Origin of the sequence: Pseudomonas sp. SWRI22 (genome assembly GCF_014268395.2) — a bacterium.
GTDB lineage: Bacteria > Pseudomonadota > Gammaproteobacteria > Pseudomonadales > Pseudomonadaceae > Aquipseudomonas > Aquipseudomonas paracarnis.
Genome location: NZ_JABWQK020000002.1, coordinates 169673 through 185260, shown reverse-complemented (window position 1 = coordinate 185260; position 15588 = coordinate 169673). Strand labels below are relative to the sequence as shown.

The following is a 15588-nucleotide window of genomic DNA, read 5'->3' as shown; positions in this document are numbered from 1 at the left end:
TTTTTTATTGCTGCGCACTCAATAGTGTGGCGGCGGCGCTTCCTCTTCGGATGACTCGAACTGCCCGCCCATTTCTTCCTGGCGCTTGAGCAATGCAGTCATTTGCAATTGCAGACGTTCGACGGCCCGCTGCTGGGTGACCAGGATGTCGTTGAGGGTCTCAATGGTGTCGTCCTGGAAGGCCAGGCGGCTTTCCAGGTCGGTGACGCGTTCTTGCAGGTCCATGGTTCAGTCCTGGGTAAAGATGAAGTCGGCAGGCAATAGCTCGCGCAATCGGCTGCGAGTCGCGGCCACCTGCTCTTCGGTGTAGGGCCGGGCCGGGTGCTTGCCCCACACCGGGGCTGGCCAGGCGGCGTCGTCGCGCTTGCGCACAATCACATGCACATGCAACTGGCTGACCACGTTACCCAGCGCGCCGATGTTCATCTTGTCGGCCGCCAGCCCCTCGTTAAGCAGCCGCGCCAGGGCCGTCGTTTCTTGCCACAAGGTTTGTTGATCTGCGACATCCAGTTGAAACACTTCGCTGATACCTTCGATGCGCGGCACCAGGATGAACCAGGGGTAATTGGCGTCATTGGACAGCAGCAGGCGACAGAGCGGGAAGTCCCCAATGGCCAAGGTATCTTGTTGCAGGCGTTGATCTAAGGCGAACACGTGGCACTCCGTTCGGCAGGTCGGTAACAGGTGCCCAGCATACCTTCGAATTCCCAAGGCTTCATGGGCAATGCTGGCGGCCTTGAGGCAACCAGGCAAAAAGATGCACCCTTTAGAGGCAACAGCCCAGGTGAGCAACGCTAGGCCGGGCTTCAACGGGATGCACCAAAATAACCCACCTGTGCCTCAAAGGGATCCGCCGATTACCCACTGATAAGGGTCAACCGGTAACGTTTTACCGAGGTACAGGATTCAGGTACCACCGAACCGGGATAACACCCTGGCGTCAAGCCCAACCCAAATGGCGTAAAACCCGCGTGCTTATGCGGTTTTTACAGGTTCATCACACTTTTCACGAAAAAATGACATTCGGTAAGTGGTTTGAGCACGCTTGTTGCATTCACCCCCATATCGTCGGCAACGACACCCGTTTGGACACAGGTGTTTCGCGATAAAAATAGTGGCGTTTCAATGTGTATCAGGGATGCGCTCAAACTTTGAAAGAAGTCTGAAAACAGCATTGAAGTTGTCAGCCTGGATACATTTCAGGCTGTGAATTTGCGACATGGATCTAGCGATTTACGACAGCCTCGTAAAGAAGCTGAAAGGATAATTGAGTAAGTATCGTCAATAGGGTCTGCGTGAGATAACTTTGCGCCGACACAAAAAGAAAGAGCCGCCCAGATAAAAATACAGGTGGGACGGCAGTACTCTTCCTAAAACCAAAGGAGCAAATCACGATGCGCGTGATGAAGTGGAGCATGATCGCCCTGGCTGTTTCAGCAGGCACCTCGCAGTTCGCAATGGCGTCCGCCCAGGACGATTCCAAGGGCTTTGTTGAAGACAGTACGTTCAGCATCAATACTCGCGCGCTGTACTTCAGCCGTGACTTCCGTAACAACCCGTCGGGCCCAGGCTCCAAGAGCCGTGCTGAAGAAACCGGCCTGGGCTTCAATGCCCTGTACGAATCGGGCTTCACCCAAGGCACCATTGGTGTCGGTGTCGACGTGATCGGCCTGATGGGCGTCAAGCTCGACAGCGGCAAGGGCCGCGCCGGCACCGGCCTGTTCCCAACCGGTTCCGACGGTCGCTCGCAAGATGACTATTCCAAAGGCGGCGGCGCGGTGAAGTTCCGCATCTCCAACACTGTGCTGAAAGTCGGTGACCAATACACCACAGCCCCAGTGTTTGCCTCCGACGACAGCCGCCTGCTGCCAGAGCTGCCGCAAGGTATCTCCATCACCAGCAACGAAATCAAGGGCCTGAAGCTTGAAGGCGGTCACTTCACTTCCAGCGTCGCGCAGAACCAGACCTACCACGACAGCCTGGGCCTGACCAAAACCGACTTCGTCGGCGGTGTGTATGCCTTCACTCCAGAAGTCACCGGCAGCCTGTACTACGCGAAAACCGAAGATTACTTCCGCAAGTACTACAGCAACCTGAACTGGACCCACGCCCTGAGCGATGATCAGTCGTTCGCCCTGGACTTCAACATCTACGACACCAAGAGCGACGGCGCCGGCCTGCAACGCGCAGAGAAAGATGGCGTGACCAAGCTCGACAACCGCGCCTTCAGCTTGCAGGGCGCGTACACCATCGGTGCTCACACCTTCACCCTGGCAGCCCAGAAAGTCACCGGTGACGGCGACTACGGTTACGGCGTAGACGGCGGCGGCACTGTGTTCCTGGCCAACTCCATCGCCCGTTCCGACTTCAACGCCGAAGGCGAAAAGTCCTACCAGGCGCGTTATGACATCAACATGGCAACCTTCGGCATTCCGGGCCTGAGCTTCATGACCCGTTATGTAACCGGTAGCGGCGCCAATACGGGCACCACCTCGAATGGCAAAGAGTGGGAACGCGACATCGAAGCCAAGTACGTGATCCAGAGCGGCCCGGCAAAAGACCTGAGCCTGCGCCTGCGTCAAGCGACTTACCGTTCCGGTGATGGCGTGTACTACGGTTCGCCGTCGATCGACGAGCTGCGTCTGATCGCCAACTACCCGCTGAACATCTTGTAATTGCCGGTTCAATTACAACGATGACTTGAGGCCTCGGCCTTAAACAAAAAGCCGCTCCTCTGTTTAAACAGGGAGCGGCTTTTTTATTGCAGTTTTATTTCAATCAACTAAACAACTAGCAAGCTAAGTAACTATTTTTTCAAAGCTGACCTTTCGGCCAACTTCGATAGCATCACGCCAAGTTACTTCGGCGCACTTTCCTGCATCACCCGAATAACCCGTTGCGGAAACGGAATATCAATCCCGGCCGCTTTCAAACGGTCACGCGCCAGTTCATTGAACATAAACATCACGTCCCAATAATCCGGTGTGTTGGTCCAGCAACGCAGGGAGACGGTGATGGAACTGTCGCCCAAGGTCGACACCACCGCCACGGCGGCAGGGTCCTTCAGTACACGCGGGTCTTCAGCCAAAGCCAGCAGCACTTCACGGGCCTTCTGCAGGTCCGCCTCATAGTCCACACCCACGTCAAACACAACCTTGCGGGTCGGCTGGCGGTTGGTGTTGGTGATAAGGCCGTTGGACAGGCTGCCGTTGGGAATGATCACCGTCTTGTTGTCGCCGGTGCGCAGCACCGTGTGGAAGATCTGGATGCTGTCGACGGTACCCGAGGTACCCTGGGCTTCGATCCAGTCACCGATACGGAACGGGCGGAACAACAGAATCAACACGCCGCCGGCAAAGTTCGCCAGGCTGCCTTGCAAGGCCAGGCCGATTGCCAGGGTAGCGGCACCGATCGCCGCAACGAACGAGGTGGTGGCCACACCAATCATCGAGGCCACGTTGACCACCAGCATGACTTTGAGCGCGATGTTAGCAAGGCTGGTGATGAAGTGTTGCAGTGCCAAGTCAGCGTTACGCATGGCCAGCAGACGGCCCACGCGGTGAGTCAAGACGTTGATCAGCCACCAGCCGATGGCCAGGGTGACCAACGCCAGCAATACGCGGCTGCCGTATTCCATGATCATGGGGAGCCAAGACTGGGAGGTCTTGATCAGGTGATCCATTTCAGCGTTCAAATCCATCTACTTTCTCCTGTTGTGCGGCGATAAGGCTGTATTGACTGCCTGAAAACGCAATTGAGCCCCGAAGGGCTCAATTGTAGGCACTGATGCTGGGGCGTGGGACGCCAAAAGTGCCCACAGGTTCCCCAAAGTGCCATCAGTCGCGGAAGTTATTGAACTGCAGCGGCATGTCAAATGTCTTGGCGCGCAGGGCCGCAATGGCCTCTTGCAGGTCGTCACGCTTCTTGCCGGTGACACGAACCTGCTCGCCCTGGATGGCGGCCTGGACCTTGAGCTTGGCGTCCTTGATGTGCGCCACGATCTTCTTGGCCAGCTCTTTGTCGATGCCTTCCTTGAGCACGGCTTCCTGCTTCATCAGTTTGCCTGAGGCGTAGGCGTCCTTGACTTCCAGGCACTGCACGTCGATCTTGCGCTTGACCAGGGCCAGCTTGAGGATCTCGATCATCGCTTCCAGCTGGAAATCGGCTTCAGCGGTCAGGTTGACGGTCAGTTCCTTTTCCTTGAATTCGAAGCTGCCCTTGCCTTTCAAGTCATAGCGACGGTCCAGTTCCTTGACGGCGTTCTCGACGGCGTTGGTGACTTCGTGTTTGTCCAGTTCAGATACCACGTCGAACGAAGGCATGTGATTTCTCCAATATAAGGGGCGGGCTCAGTAGAGATGGAGCGCGCCCGAGCTAAAATGCCGGGGCATTATAGCGGTTCTTTCGCGCCGTTCACCGCTGGCGACCTTATGGAGTACACACTGATGTCGACCCCGTGGCATATTCTTGGCGCCGGCAGCCTGGGCACCCTCTGGGCCACGCGGCTGGCACGTGCGGGGGTGCCCGTCAGGCTGATCCTGCGCAATGAGGCGCGCCTGGCCGACTATCGAGCCGGCCAAGGGCTGACCCTGGTCGAGCAGGGTGTGGAACAGACTTACCCGGTAGTCGGTGAAACGCCTGGCAGCCCGGAGCCGATTCATCGCCTGCTGGTCGCGTGCAAAGCCTACGATGCTCAAAGCGCTATCGCCCAGTTGCACCCTAGACTTGCGCCCGACGCCGAACTGATCCTGCTGCAAAACGGCCTTGGCAGCCAGGACGCAGTGGCTGCACAAGTGCCGTTGGCCCGTTGCATCTATGCCTCAAGTACCGAAGGCGCGTTTCGCGAAGGCGACTGGCGGGTGGTATTTGCCGGCCATGGTTACACCTGGCTGGGGGATGCGAGCCACCCCACGCCACCGCTGTGGCTGAACGACCTGCAAGCGGCCGGCATTCCCCACGATTGGGCCAGTGATATCCTCACACGCCTGTGGCGCAAGCTGGCGCTCAATTGCGCCATCAACCCGCTGACCGTGCTTTACCAGTGCCGCAACGGCGGTTTGCAAGCCCACGCGTGTGAAGTGGCAACCTTGTGCGCTGAATTGGCCGAGCTGCTGGAATGCTGCGGCCAACCTGCTGCCGCACAGGACCTGCACAGCGAAGTGCAGCGGGTGATCCAGGCCACGGCGGCCAATTACTCGTCCATGCACCAGGACGTGGCCAACCACCGACGTACCGAGATCAGCTACCTGCTGGGCTATGCCTGCCAGGCGGCGGCCCGCCATCAATTGGTGTTGCCGCACCTGCAACAGTTGCAAGCGCGCCTGGTCGAATATCTGCGCACACGCGGATTGGCCAGCGACTGAGGCACGCGCTACCCTGCCTACCTGTCTATCACCTGGGAAACCCCTGATGCCATTGCGCCAGCGTCTTGAAAATCTACCGGTAGGGCAGAAACTGCTGGCGGCCCTGCTGGTGTTGTTGACCACCGTATTGCTGGTGGCCAACCTGACGTTTATCAGCGCCGCCTACTGGATCTCCCAGGAAAGCATGGCCCCCCAGGCCTTGCAGTCCATTGGTCGACTGGTGTCCAACCCCGCGCTTGCCGCCGAGGCTCTTGAGTCTCCGACCAAGGCCGAGGCGCTGCTCAATGAGCTGACCAGCTATTCACCGTTGCGCGCCGCCGCTTTGTACGATGGCGAAGGCAACCGCCTGGCGCAGATGCAGCACGGCGACCGCCTGCACCTGCCGGACCACTACCGGCATATCGAAGCGTGGCGCCTCACTGAGTTTCGAAGTAACCAGGTCATCACCCTGCCCCGTGGTACTCAGCCTTCGGGGCATTTGTTGCTGGTGGCCAGCAGTGAGCTGCCGGTGGCGTTCTATACCGGCACGCTGACCGCCAGCCTGGGCATCCTGATTTTCAGTGTGTTGTTGTGGCTGGTCATCGCCCGGCAGATCAAACGCCTGATCACACGGCCAATTCATGAACTTGAAGAACTGTCCCGCCAGGTGACCCGCGAGGAGAACTACGCTTTACGCGCCGGGCGTGGCAACCGTGATGAAATCGGCAGCCTGGCCGAAGCGTTCAACACCATGTTGTCGCGCATTGAAGCCCGCGAGCAGCAACTCAAACGCGCACGTGACGACTCCCAGGCTGCGTATGACCAGGCTCAGGGCCTGGCCGAAGAAACCCGGCATACCAACCGCAAGCTGGAACTGGAAGTCCAGGTACGCAGCAAGATCGAGAAAAAGCTCACGGGCTTCCAGAACTACCTGAACAGCATTATCGACTCGATGCCCTCGGCGCTGATCGCCCTGGATGAACAACTCTACGTTACCCAGTGGAACCAGGAAGCCACCGCCCTATCCGGCACTCGCCTGGACGAAGCCCTGAACCAGCCGGTTTTCCTGGCCTTCCAGCCGCTCAAGCCGTACCTGCCACAGATCAAGGCCACCGTGGAGCAACACACGGTGGAGCGGATTGAGCGGGTCACCTGGATCAAGGACGACGAGCCCAAGCATTATGCGCTGACGTTCTACCCGTTAATGGGCGGCGCCGGGCGCGGGGTGGTAATCCGAATCGACGACATCACCCAGCGCCTGTCCCTGGAAGAAATGATGGTGCAATCGGAAAAAATGCTCTCCGTGGGCGGCCTGGCCGCAGGTATGGCCCATGAGATCAACAACCCGTTGGGCGCGATCCTGCATAACGTGCAGAACATTCGGCGGCGCCTGTCCCCCGAGCTGCCCAAGAACCTTGAACTTGCCGAACAGGTGGGCATCGAGCTGGAGACGGTCAACCGATACCTGCAAGGCCGCGAAGTCCCGCAACTGCTCGACGGCATTCAGCAGGCCGGGGCGCGTGCCGCGAAAATCGTTACCCACATGCTCAGCTTCAGCCGCCGCAGCAATCGCCAGATGGCGCCCTGCGATTTGCCGGCGCTGATCGACCAGGCCGTGGACATCGCCGGTAACGACTTTGACCTGACCATCGGTTTCGATTTCAAGGGCCAGGCGATCATCCGCCAGTTCGATCCGCAACTGGGCCCGGTGCCCGGCACCGCCAACGAGCTGGAGCAAGTGCTGCTCAACTTGCTGAAAAACGCTGCCCAGGCGATTCACCTGCGCGAGGACGACAGCGAGCCGGGGCGCATCATCCTGCGCACCCGCCTCAACCCGCCGTGGGCGGAAATCCAGGTGGAAGACAACGGCATTGGCATGAGCGAAAACGTGCGCAAACGCACGTTCGAACCGTTCTTTACCACCAAGGAAATCGGCCAAGGTACCGGGCTTGGGCTGTCAGTGTCGTATTTCATCATCACCAACAACCACAAGGGCCAGATGGAAGTGCATTCCACCCTGGGCCAGGGCACCTGCTTTACCTTGCGCCTGCCTTTGGCCGGCAGCCAATTGCCCCCCACTGAACTTACCCAACTGGAGCACTGACCATGGGCTTTCGCCTGTCGAAGATCTACACCCGTACCGGCGACAAAGGCGAAACCGGCCTCGGCGACGGCCGCCGCGTGCCCAAGGACCATCCACGCGTGGAAGCGATTGGCGAGGTGGATACCCTGAACAGCCAACTGGGCCTGCTGCTGGCCAACCTTGAAGAACAAAGCGGCAAGCACCCGGCGTTGAAGGACGTGATTGAAGTGCTCACGCCTTGCCAGCACCGTCTGTTTGACTTGGGCGGTGAACTGGCAATGCCGGTATACAAGGCGCTGAATGCGGCGGAAGTGGATCGGCTGGAAGCAGCGATTGATCGCTGGAACGAGGAAGTCGGGCCGCTTGAGAATTTCATCCTGCCCGGCGGCTCAGCCTTGATTGCCCAGGCCCATGTGTGCCGCAGCCTGGCGCGCAGCGCCGAGCGCCGCTGTCAGCACTTGAATGCGGTGGAGCCACTGGAGGGTGTGGGGTTGGCGTACATCAATCGGTTGTCGGATTTGCTGTTTGTGGCGGCCAGGGTGATTGCCAAGCGCCAAGGCGTTGCGGAAGTGTTGTGGCAGGCGGCGGCCAAGCCACACTGACCTGATCGTTCCCACGCTCTGCGTGGGAATGTATCAAGGGACGCTCCGCGTCCAAAACGTGACGCAGAGCGTCACAGGAGGCATTCCCACGCAGAGCGTGGGAATGATCATCACACCTGCGGCCAGAACGCTCGAATACCTGCCACACCTTGCGCACCAGCCTCCCAGGCCTGCTCCCGCTGCGCCGGCCCAACCCCGCCCAACAGAAACACCGGCTTGCTGAACCCGGCGATCAACTGCTGCGCCTGCTCCCACCCCAACGGCAGGGCATCCGGATGGGTCTGGGTCGGCTGGACGGGCGACAGGGTGACGAAATCCACGTCCATCATTTCTGCCAGGGCCAGCTCTTCCGCGTTGTGGCACGAAGCCGCCAGCCAACGGTCTTTGGGCAGTGGGCGGCCCTTACTGGCGTATTTGCGCAACTGCGCCGAGGTCATGTGCCAGCCGGCAGCTGGGAAATCCCCCAGCCACTCGAACGGCCCCTTGAGCATCAATTGCGCCTTGCCGGCACACAGGCCCACCGCATCTACCGCCAGGTCACGGTATTTGGGGTCATAGCCGTTGGGCGCACGCAGTTGAACCAGCTTGATGCCACCAGCAATAGCCTTTTGGATACCGCGCAACAGCGTCGGGGTCTCCAGCTCGCCAGGGGTGATCAGGTACTCGGCGGGCAAGCGTGCCGCGGCGACAATCGGCGCATTCGCCGCCGGAAATTCATAGTTGACCAGGTCCCGCGGTGCCACCCACGCCAACGGCTGCCCTTCAGCGCCATGGGGCTCGCCGGTAAAAGCCGAGACTTCCCAGACATCCAGCAATACCTGCTTGTCCGGATAGTCATGTTGCACCTTGATCAGCGGCCGCGCCGTGGTGACCTGGATGCCCAGCTCTTCCTGCAATTCACGGGACAAAGCCGTGGCAACCGACTCATCAGCCTCCACCTTGCCGCCGGGAAACTCCCAGAGCCCGCCTTGATGCTGAGTATCGGCACGGCGCGCCAGCAGGATCCTGCCATCGACACCGCGGATCACCGCTGCTGCTACATGCACTCGTTTCACGCCACTGCTTCCTCTCGTCGTAGCCCTTTGTAGGAGCGAGCTTGCTCGCGAAGAACGTCAACGATAACGCGTGCATCCAGGATAACCGCGATGGCATTGAGTTTTTCGCGAGCAAGCTCGCTCCTACAGGGGGAGGGTCATTTTCAGGTACGGTATTCCGCGTTGATCTTCACGTACTCGTGGGACAGGTCGGTGGTCCAGATGGTTTCGCTGCAGTCACCACGACCCAGTTCGATACGGATGGTGATTTCTTCCTGCTGCATCACCGCCGAGCCCTGGGCTTCGGTGTAGGTTTCGGCGCGGGCGCCACGGCTGGCGATGCACACGTCACCCAGGAACACGTCGATCTTGCTCACGTCCAGGTCCGGCACGCCAGCACGGCCGACAGCCGCGAGGATACGGCCCCAGTTCGGGTCCGAAGCAAACAGCGCGGTCTTGATCAGCGGCGAGTGCGCCACGGTGTAGCCCACATCCAGGCATTCCTGATGGTTGCCGCCACCGTTGACTTCAACAGTGACGAACTTGGTCGCGCCCTCGCCGTCACGCACGATGGCCTGGGCCACGTCCATGCACACTTCAAACACTGCCTGTTTCAACGCCGCGAACAATGGACCTTCGGTGGAAGTGATTTCCGGCAGATTGGCCTGGCCGGTGGCGATCAGCATGCAGCAGTCGTTGGTGGAGGTATCACCGTCGATGGTGATGCGGTTGAACGACTTGTTGGCGCCGTCCAGCATCAGGCGTTGCAGCACATCACGGGAGACTTTGGCGTCGGTGGCGATATAACCGAGCATGGTGGCCATGTTTGGTCGAATCATGCCTGCGCCCTTGCTGATACCGGTGACGGTGATGGTCACGCCCTCATGCACGAACTGACGGCTCGCGCCTTTTGGCAAGGTATCGGTGGTCATGATGCCGGTAGCGGCAGCCGCCCAGTTATCCGCAGACAGGTCATCGAGCGCGGCTTGCAGGGCACCTTCGATTTTTTCCACCGGCAGCGGCTCACCGATCACACCGGTGGAGTACGGCAGCACCTGGCTGGCATCGACGCCGGTCAACTGGGCCAGCTTGGCGCAGGTGCGCGCCGCCGCGACAAGGCCCGGCTCTCCGGTGCCGGCGTTGGCATTGCCGGTATTGGTCAGCAGGTAGCGAATCGACCCGGCCACTCGTTGCTTGGCCAGAATCACCGGCGCAGCGCAGAAGGCATTGAGGGTGAACACGCCCGCCACGGTCGAGCCTTCCGCACAACGCATCACCACCACATCCTTGCGCCCCGGGCGCTTGATGCCCGCCGAAGCGATACCGAGTTCAAAACCGGCAACCGGGTGCAACGTGGGCAAAGGACCAAGACCAACAGCCATGAATGCGCTCCTCAAAAATAGGTGATGTCTGTGCCGTCGCTATCGACGGTGGGAATTAATGGCAAAACGCCGCGACGGCAAAGGCCGGTCGCGGCGCGGGGTGTTGCAGCGTCAGGCGAAAATCTTATTCGATCTGGCCGTGGCAGTGTTTGAATTTCTTGCCCGAACCGCAGTAGCACAGCTCGTTGCGGCCCAGCTTCTGGTCATTCCGAACCGGGGTCTGGGCCAGGGCCACATCGACCTCTTCACCCAATGCTTCAGGCTCATCCAGGCCCGGCGCTTCGTCATGCTGGAACTGCATGCGCGCCGCCAGTGCTTCGGCTTCCTGACGCAGGCGTGCTTCTTCCTCGATCGGGTCTTCGCGACGCACCTGAACGTGGGACAGCACGCGGATCGAGTCGCGCTTGATCGAATCCAGCAATTCGGAGAACAGCGTGAACGACTCGCGCTTGTACTCCTGCTTCGGGTTCTTCTGGGCGTAGCCACGCAGGTGGATACCGTGGCGCAGGTGGTCCATGGTCGACAGGTGGTCTTTCCACAGGTCATCCAGCACGCGCAATACGATCTGTTTCTCGAAGGTGCGCAGAGCTTCGGCACTCGCCTGCTCTTCTTTCTCGTTGTACGCCGCCAGCAGCTCGGCCATCAGTTTTTCGCGCAGGGTTTCTTCGTACAGGTGGTCGTCTTCGTCCAGCCATTGCTGAACCGGCAAGTCCACACCGAAGTCGCTCTTCAATGCCGCTTCCAGGCCGGCAACATCCCACTGCTCAGGCAGCGACTGTGGCGGAATATGGGCGCTGACAGTGGCATTGAGCACGTCCTGACGGAAATCAGCGATGGTCTCGCCAATGTTGTCGGCGGCCAGCAACGTGTTACGCATGTGATAGATCACTTTACGCTGTTCGTTGTTGACGTCGTCGAACTCGAGCAGTTGCTTGCGAATGTCGAAGTTACGGCCTTCTACTTTGCGCTGGGCCTTCTCGATGGCGTTGGTCACCATGCGGTGCTCGATCGCTTCACCGGACTGCATGCCCAGGGCTTTCATGAAGTTCTTCACCCGGTCCGATGCGAAGATACGCATCAGGCTGTCTTCCAACGACAGGTAGAAACGGCTGGAACCGGCATCACCCTGGCGGCCGGCACGGCCACGCAGCTGGTTGTCGATACGACGCGATTCGTGACGCTCGGACGCGATCACCTGCAAGCCACCGGATTCCAGCACAGCCTGGTGACGCTTCTGCCAGTCGGCCTTGATCTGGGCGATCTGCTCAGGCGTCGGGTTGTCGAGCGAGGCCACTTCCACTTCCCAGTTGCCACCCAACAGGATGTCGGTACCACGACCGGCCATGTTGGTGGCGATGGTCAGTGCGCCTGGGCGACCGGCCTGGGCAATGATCTCGGCTTCTTTTTCGTGGAACTTGGCGTTCAGTACCTTGTGCTCGATGCCTTCCTTGTTGAGCAGGTTGGACACGTGCTCGGAGGTCTCGATGGTGGCGGTACCCACCAGGATCGGACGGCCCTTGGCCATACCGTCCTTGATGTCATTGATGATCGCCGCGTATTTCTCTTCGGCGGTCAGGAACACCAGGTCGTTGTAGTCTTTACGCGCCAACGGTTTGTTCGGCGGAATGACCATCACGGCCAGGTTGTAGATCTGGTGGAATTCGAACGCTTCGGTGTCGGCCGTACCGGTCATGCCGGACAGCTTGTTGTACAGACGGAAGTAGTTCTGGAAGGTGGTGGACGCCAACGTCTGGCTTTCGGCCTGGATGTTGAGGTGTTCCTTGGCTTCGATGGCCTGGTGCAGGCCTTCGGACAGACGACGACCGGGCATGGTACGACCGGTGTGCTCGTCAACCAGTACCACCTGGCCGTCCTGCACGATGTATTCGACGTTGCGATGGAACAGCTTGTGGGCGCGCAGGCCAGCGTACACGTGGGTCAACAGGCCCAGGTTGTGCGCCGAGTACAGGCTTTCGCCTTCGGCCAGTTCGCCGATCTGGGTCAGCATTTCTTCGACAAACTGGTGACCGGCTTCGTTGAGTTCGACCTGGCGGGTCTTCTCGTCGATGGTGAAGTGACCTTCTTTGGTCACCACGCCTTCCACTTCCTCGATGTGCTGCTCAAGACGCGGGATCAACTTGTTGATCTCGGTGTACAGGCGCGAGCTGTCTTCGGCCTGGCCGGAGATGATCAGCGGGGTACGGGCTTCGTCGATGAGGATGGAGTCGACTTCGTCGATCACGGCAAAGTTGAGTTCACGCTGGAATTTTTCATCCATGCTGAACGCCATGTTGTCGCGCAGGTAATCGAAACCGAATTCGTTGTTGGTACCGTAGGTGATGTCGCAGGCGTACGCGGCGCGCTTCTCTTCCGGCGGCTGGAACGGCGTTACCACGCCGACGGTCAGGCCGAGGAATTCATACAACGGGCGCATCCAGTTGGCGTCCCGGCGAGCCAGGTAGTCGTTCACCGTCACAACGTGCACGCCCTTGCCGGACAGTGCGTTGAGGTAAACGCCCAGGGTTGCCACCAGGGTCTTGCCTTCACCGGTGCGCATTTCGGCAATCATGCCTTCATGCAAGGTCATGCCGCCGATCAACTGGACGTCGAAGTGGCGCATGCCCATGACGCGCTTACCGGCTTCACGGGCAACCGCGAAGGCTTCGGGCAGCAGCTTGTCGAGGGTTTCACCTTTGGCTATGCGGGCCTTGAACTCTTGGGTCTTGGCGCGCAATTGCTCGTCCGACAGAGCAACCATCTGCTCTTCGAAGGCATTGACCAGCTGCACCGTCTTGAGCATGCGTTTGACTTCGCGCTCATTCTTGCTTCCAAAAAGTTTCTTTAACAAAGGCGCAAACATATCGGCAGGTTCTTCCACACATAGGGATGGAGGGCGCACCGTGAGTGGCCCGAGCAGCCCTCACGGCCGCATTGCGAACGCGCATTCTACCCGGAATCGTGGGTGAGGAAAGTGGCGTTGTTCCCTGAGACAGGCACGGCATAGTGAGAGGGCATGTTTAAAATAAGGGCTTTTGCTGGAACTTCAACCCACTAGGCGCAGAAGTTACTTATTGATTTGACGGAGAAAGCCCTGCCGACGCAGAGCCTCGGGGCATACAGGCGCTTTCTGCTAAGATAGCCGCTCTGTTACCTAAGGTGTCTAGACATGGCATTTCGCCCTCTCACAGCCCGCGCCCCCGGCGCGTTGCTCCGCGAAGCCAAACCGCTGAAAGCTATCTTCGGCCAGGCGCAACGCTTGGGCCATCTGCAACGCCTGCTGGAAAGCCAACTGCAGCCGGCCGCCCGGGAACATTGTCACGTCGCCTCCTGGCGTGAAGGCAACCTGCTATTAATTGTCACCGATGGGCATTGGGCCACCCGCTTGCGCTACCAACAGAAGCGCTTGCAGCGCCAGTTGATGGCGTTCGACGAATTTGCCAATTTGACGCGCATTCAGTTCAAGGTACAGCCACCCACCGTGCCGCAAGGCGCAGTGGGGCATACCATGGACCTGTCGGAAACGGCCGCCGAAACCCTTCAGGCCACTGCTGAAGGGATCAACGACCCGGGGTTGCGCGCTGCCCTGGAACGGCTGGCCGCCCATGCCCGGCCCAAAGCCTGAAGCGCTATTTGCGTTTGCTGCCGCCCAGCAACGAACCCAGCAACCCCCGCACCAACTGGCGCCCCATCTGATTGGCGGCCTGCTGCATGGCTGATTTCAACGCCTTGCCCGCCGTGGTCCCCAGGAATGCACCCGCCTTGTCGGTGAAGCTCGGCTCTTCGGCGGCCGGAGCAGCCTGCTCGGCAGGCCCAAGCTCCTTGCGGGCCATCAGCACCTCATAGGCAGACTCACGATCCACTGGTTTGTCATAGCGCCCCAACAGCGGCGAACTGGCAACCAACGCCTTACGTTCGGCTTCGGTGAGCGGCCCGATCCGCGATTGCGGGGGAGCAACCAGTACGCGCTGGACGACTTCCGGCGTGCCCTTTTCCTGCAAGGTTCCCACCAATGCCTCACCGGTGCCCAACTCTGTAAGCACTGACAAGGTATCGAACGTCGGGTTGGGCCGAAAACCGTCCGCCACCGCTCGCAAGGATTTCTGCTCTTTGGCGGTGAATGCGCGCAAACCGTGCTGGATGCGCAGGCCCAGTTGCGCCAGCACCGTATCCGGCAGGTCGCTCGGCGACTGGGTGACGAAGTACACGCCAACCCCTTTGGAACGGATCAGCCGCACCACTTGCTCCAGACGCTCCTGCAAGGCTTTTGGCGTATCGGCGAACAACAAGTGCGCTTCATCGAAAAACAACGCCAGCAACGGTTTGTCGGCATCGCCGCGTTCCGGCAATTGTTCGAACAACTCTGCCAGCAGCCATAACAGGAAGGTCGCGTAGACCTTCGGCGCTTCATGCACCAGGCGGCTGGCGTCCAGCAGGTGGATGCGCCCACGCCCATCACTGGCGGGCTGCAAAATATCCTCCAGTTGCAGGGCCGGCTCGCCAAACAAGGCTTCGGCGCCCTGCTGCTCCAGCACCGCCAGGCGTCGTAACAAGGCCTGGCTGGAACCAGTGGTCATCAAGGCGGCGTCTTCGCCCAGCAGCTCCGGGTGATAGCGCAGGTGATTGAGCAGTGCCTTGAGGTCCTTGAGGTCCAGCAGCAACAGGCCTTCGCGGTCGGCCACTTTGAACGCCGCATAGAGCGCCGACTGCTGGCTGTCGGTGAGTTCCAATAGGCTGCCGAGCAAGAGCGGGCCCATTTCACTGATGGTGGTGCGCAACGGATGACCGGATTGGCCGTGGATATCCCACAGGGTGACCGGGTACGCCTGGGCCGTGTAATCAAGGAAGGGCATACCGGCGATGCGCTCGGCCACTTTGCCCTGGGGGTTGGCGGCGGCGCCCAGGCCGCAGAGGTCGCCTTTGATGTCGGCGGCGAACACCGCCACGCCCGCATCACTGAAGGCTTCCGCCAGGCGCTGCAAGGTGACGGTCTTGCCGGTGCCGGTGGCGCCGGCGATCAACCCATGACGGTTGGCCAGGCGCATGGACTGGGCGATGGGCTGGCCGTCAAGGCCTGCACCGATAAGCAGTTGTGTGGAGTCAGGCATTTCGTCACCTATGGTTAATCTTTAGTGCCGCGAGGTCGAT

The 15588-nt window shown here is 59.9% G+C and carries 13 protein-coding genes; 5 read left to right on the top strand and 8 right to left on the bottom strand.

Features of this window, described 5'->3' with window-relative positions:
- Positions 1-18: 18 nt before the first annotated feature.
- Together HU730_RS18175 and HU730_RS18170 are read right to left on the bottom strand one after the other, a co-directional pair.
- Positions 19-225: a SlyX family protein gene (locus tag HU730_RS18175; protein ID WP_005790924.1), complete on the bottom strand. Its 207-nt coding sequence runs from the start codon at positions 223-225 to the stop codon at positions 19-21.
- Positions 226-228: 3 nt separating this feature from the next.
- Positions 229-654, bottom strand: coding sequence for an HIT domain-containing protein (locus HU730_RS18170; protein WP_186527683.1), 426 nt, complete (start codon positions 652-654; stop codon positions 229-231).
- Positions 655-1394: 740 nt separating this feature from the next.
- Here HU730_RS18170 and HU730_RS18165 point away from each other — a divergent pair.
- Positions 1395-2675, top strand: a complete 1281-nt coding sequence (locus HU730_RS18165) for an OprD family porin (protein ID WP_034128586.1) — start codon at positions 1395-1397, stop codon at positions 2673-2675.
- 182 nt (positions 2676-2857) lie between these two features.
- On the opposite strand, the gene HU730_RS18160 is transcribed toward HU730_RS18165, so the two are convergent.
- Together HU730_RS18160 and HU730_RS18155 are read right to left on the bottom strand one after the other, a co-directional pair.
- Positions 2858-3700, bottom strand: a complete 843-nt coding sequence (locus tag HU730_RS18160; protein ID WP_054898004.1) for a mechanosensitive ion channel domain-containing protein — start codon at positions 3698-3700, stop codon at positions 2858-2860.
- 136 nt (positions 3701-3836) lie between these two features.
- Positions 3837-4322: a YajQ family cyclic di-GMP-binding protein gene (locus tag HU730_RS18155; protein ID WP_003193880.1), complete on the bottom strand. Its 486-nt coding sequence runs from the start codon at positions 4320-4322 to the stop codon at positions 3837-3839.
- A gap of 123 nt (positions 4323-4445) precedes the next feature.
- On the opposite strand from HU730_RS18155, the gene HU730_RS18150 reads away from it, so the two are divergent.
- From HU730_RS18150 to HU730_RS18140, 3 genes are read left to right on the top strand one after another with little or no spacing between them, the layout of a single operon-like run.
- A complete protein-coding gene (locus HU730_RS18150; RefSeq protein WP_186527682.1) occupies positions 4446-5363 on the top strand; it encodes a putative 2-dehydropantoate 2-reductase in 918 nt (305 codons plus the stop codon).
- A 46-nt stretch (positions 5364-5409) separates the two neighbouring features.
- Positions 5410-7446: an ATP-binding protein gene (locus tag HU730_RS18145; RefSeq protein WP_054898005.1), complete on the top strand. Its 2037-nt coding sequence runs from the start codon at positions 5410-5412 to the stop codon at positions 7444-7446.
- A gap of 2 nt (positions 7447-7448) precedes the next feature.
- Positions 7449-8027 carry a cob(I)yrinic acid a,c-diamide adenosyltransferase gene (locus HU730_RS18140; protein WP_032895497.1) on the top strand — a complete coding sequence of 193 codons (579 nt, stop codon included), beginning with the start codon at positions 7449-7451 and terminating at the stop codon, positions 8025-8027.
- Between the two features lie 110 nt (positions 8028-8137).
- On the opposite strand, the gene HU730_RS18135 is transcribed toward HU730_RS18140, so the two are convergent.
- The 3 genes from HU730_RS18135 to secA all read right to left on the bottom strand — a co-directional run bounded on the left by HU730_RS18135 (position 8138) and on the right by secA (position 13303).
- Positions 8138-9082, bottom strand: a complete 945-nt coding sequence (locus HU730_RS18135; RefSeq protein ID WP_186527681.1) for a Nudix family hydrolase — start codon at positions 9080-9082, stop codon at positions 8138-8140.
- Positions 9083-9225: 143 nt separating this feature from the next.
- The gene (gene argJ / locus HU730_RS18130) at positions 9226-10443 is read right to left on the bottom strand and encodes a bifunctional glutamate N-acetyltransferase/amino-acid acetyltransferase ArgJ (RefSeq protein ID WP_034128590.1); all 1218 of its coding nucleotides are present in this window, start codon (positions 10441-10443) and stop codon (positions 9226-9228) included.
- 124 nt (positions 10444-10567) lie between these two features.
- Positions 10568-13303 carry a preprotein translocase subunit SecA gene (secA, locus tag HU730_RS18125; protein ID WP_014719726.1) on the bottom strand — a complete coding sequence of 912 codons (2736 nt, stop codon included), beginning with the start codon at positions 13301-13303 and terminating at the stop codon, positions 10568-10570.
- Between the two features lie 306 nt (positions 13304-13609).
- On the opposite strand from secA, the gene HU730_RS18120 reads away from it, so the two are divergent.
- A complete protein-coding gene (locus HU730_RS18120; protein WP_034128591.1) occupies positions 13610-14065 on the top strand; it encodes a DciA family protein in 456 nt (151 codons plus the stop codon).
- A gap of 4 nt (positions 14066-14069) precedes the next feature.
- Here the strand turns inward: HU730_RS18120 and HU730_RS18115 are convergent, their stop codons facing one another.
- The gene (locus HU730_RS18115) at positions 14070-15548 is read right to left on the bottom strand and encodes a helicase HerA-like domain-containing protein (RefSeq protein ID WP_060764980.1); all 1479 of its coding nucleotides are present in this window, start codon (positions 15546-15548) and stop codon (positions 14070-14072) included.
- Positions 15549-15588 lie beyond the last annotated feature (40 nt).

Bases quoted from the DNA above. Each gene is read 5' to 3' on its own strand.
- HU730_RS18175 (WP_005790924.1), bottom strand. From the start codon at position 225: ATGGACCTGCAAGAACGCGTCACCGACCTGGAAAGCCGCCTGGCCTTC.
- HU730_RS18165 (WP_034128586.1), top strand. From the start codon at position 1,395: ATGCGCGTGATGAAGTGGAGCATGATCGCCCTGGCTGTTTCAGCAGGC.
- HU730_RS18160 (WP_054898004.1), bottom strand. From the start codon at position 3,700: ATGGATTTGAACGCTGAAATGGATCACCTGATCAAGACCTCCCAGTCT.
- HU730_RS18155 (WP_003193880.1), bottom strand. From the start codon at position 4,322: ATGCCTTCGTTCGACGTGGTATCTGAACTGGACAAACACGAAGTCACC.
- HU730_RS18150 (WP_186527682.1), top strand. From the start codon at position 4,446: ATGTCGACCCCGTGGCATATTCTTGGCGCCGGCAGCCTGGGCACCCTC.
- HU730_RS18145 (WP_054898005.1), top strand. From the start codon at position 5,410: ATGCCATTGCGCCAGCGTCTTGAAAATCTACCGGTAGGGCAGAAACTG.
- HU730_RS18140 (WP_032895497.1), top strand. From the start codon at position 7,449: ATGGGCTTTCGCCTGTCGAAGATCTACACCCGTACCGGCGACAAAGGC.
- argJ (WP_034128590.1), bottom strand. From the start codon at position 10,443: ATGGCTGTTGGTCTTGGTCCTTTGCCCACGTTGCACCCGGTTGCCGGT.
- secA (WP_014719726.1), bottom strand. From the start codon at position 13,303: ATGTTTGCGCCTTTGTTAAAGAAACTTTTTGGAAGCAAGAATGAGCGC.
- HU730_RS18120 (WP_034128591.1), top strand. From the start codon at position 13,610: ATGGCATTTCGCCCTCTCACAGCCCGCGCCCCCGGCGCGTTGCTCCGC.
- HU730_RS18115 (WP_060764980.1), bottom strand. From the start codon at position 15,548: ATGCCTGACTCCACACAACTGCTTATCGGTGCAGGCCTTGACGGCCAG.